The organism is Vibrio methylphosphonaticus (assembly GCF_023634655.1).
Taxonomy (GTDB): Bacteria; Pseudomonadota; Gammaproteobacteria; order Enterobacterales; family Vibrionaceae; genus Vibrio; species Vibrio methylphosphonaticus.
Map to the genome: position 1 here is coordinate 1 of NZ_JAMKMS010000087.1, position 307 is coordinate 307.

The window sequence follows — 307 nt, forward strand, 5'->3', positions numbered from 1 at the left end:
GATGCGCCAGTGATAGCGGGTACTGACATCGGTGGTGTGATTGAAGACACCGATATTCAAGCGGGTGACTTACTAAAAGAAAGCGGTCAGCTGACGATTACGGACACTGACCTTGGCGAGAGCCAATTCCAAACCAGCGTCACCAAAGTCGATGATGGCAACGGCCTTACACCAGTGGGTACCTTAACCATTGATGCCACAGGCGCGTGGAATTACGAAATTGACAACACCGACAGCTCAGTACAATCACTTGCTGAAGGGGAGACCCGCACTGAGACGTTCCAAGTACTCAGCGAAGATGGTACTA

1 protein-coding gene is annotated in these 307 nt (G+C 51.1%); it reads left to right on the forward strand.

Features of this window, described 5'->3' with window-relative positions; genetic code table 11:
* A partial coding sequence (locus M9196_RS23370; RefSeq protein WP_250619895.1) for a VCBS domain-containing protein occupies positions 1–307 on the forward strand: 307 nt, incomplete at both ends.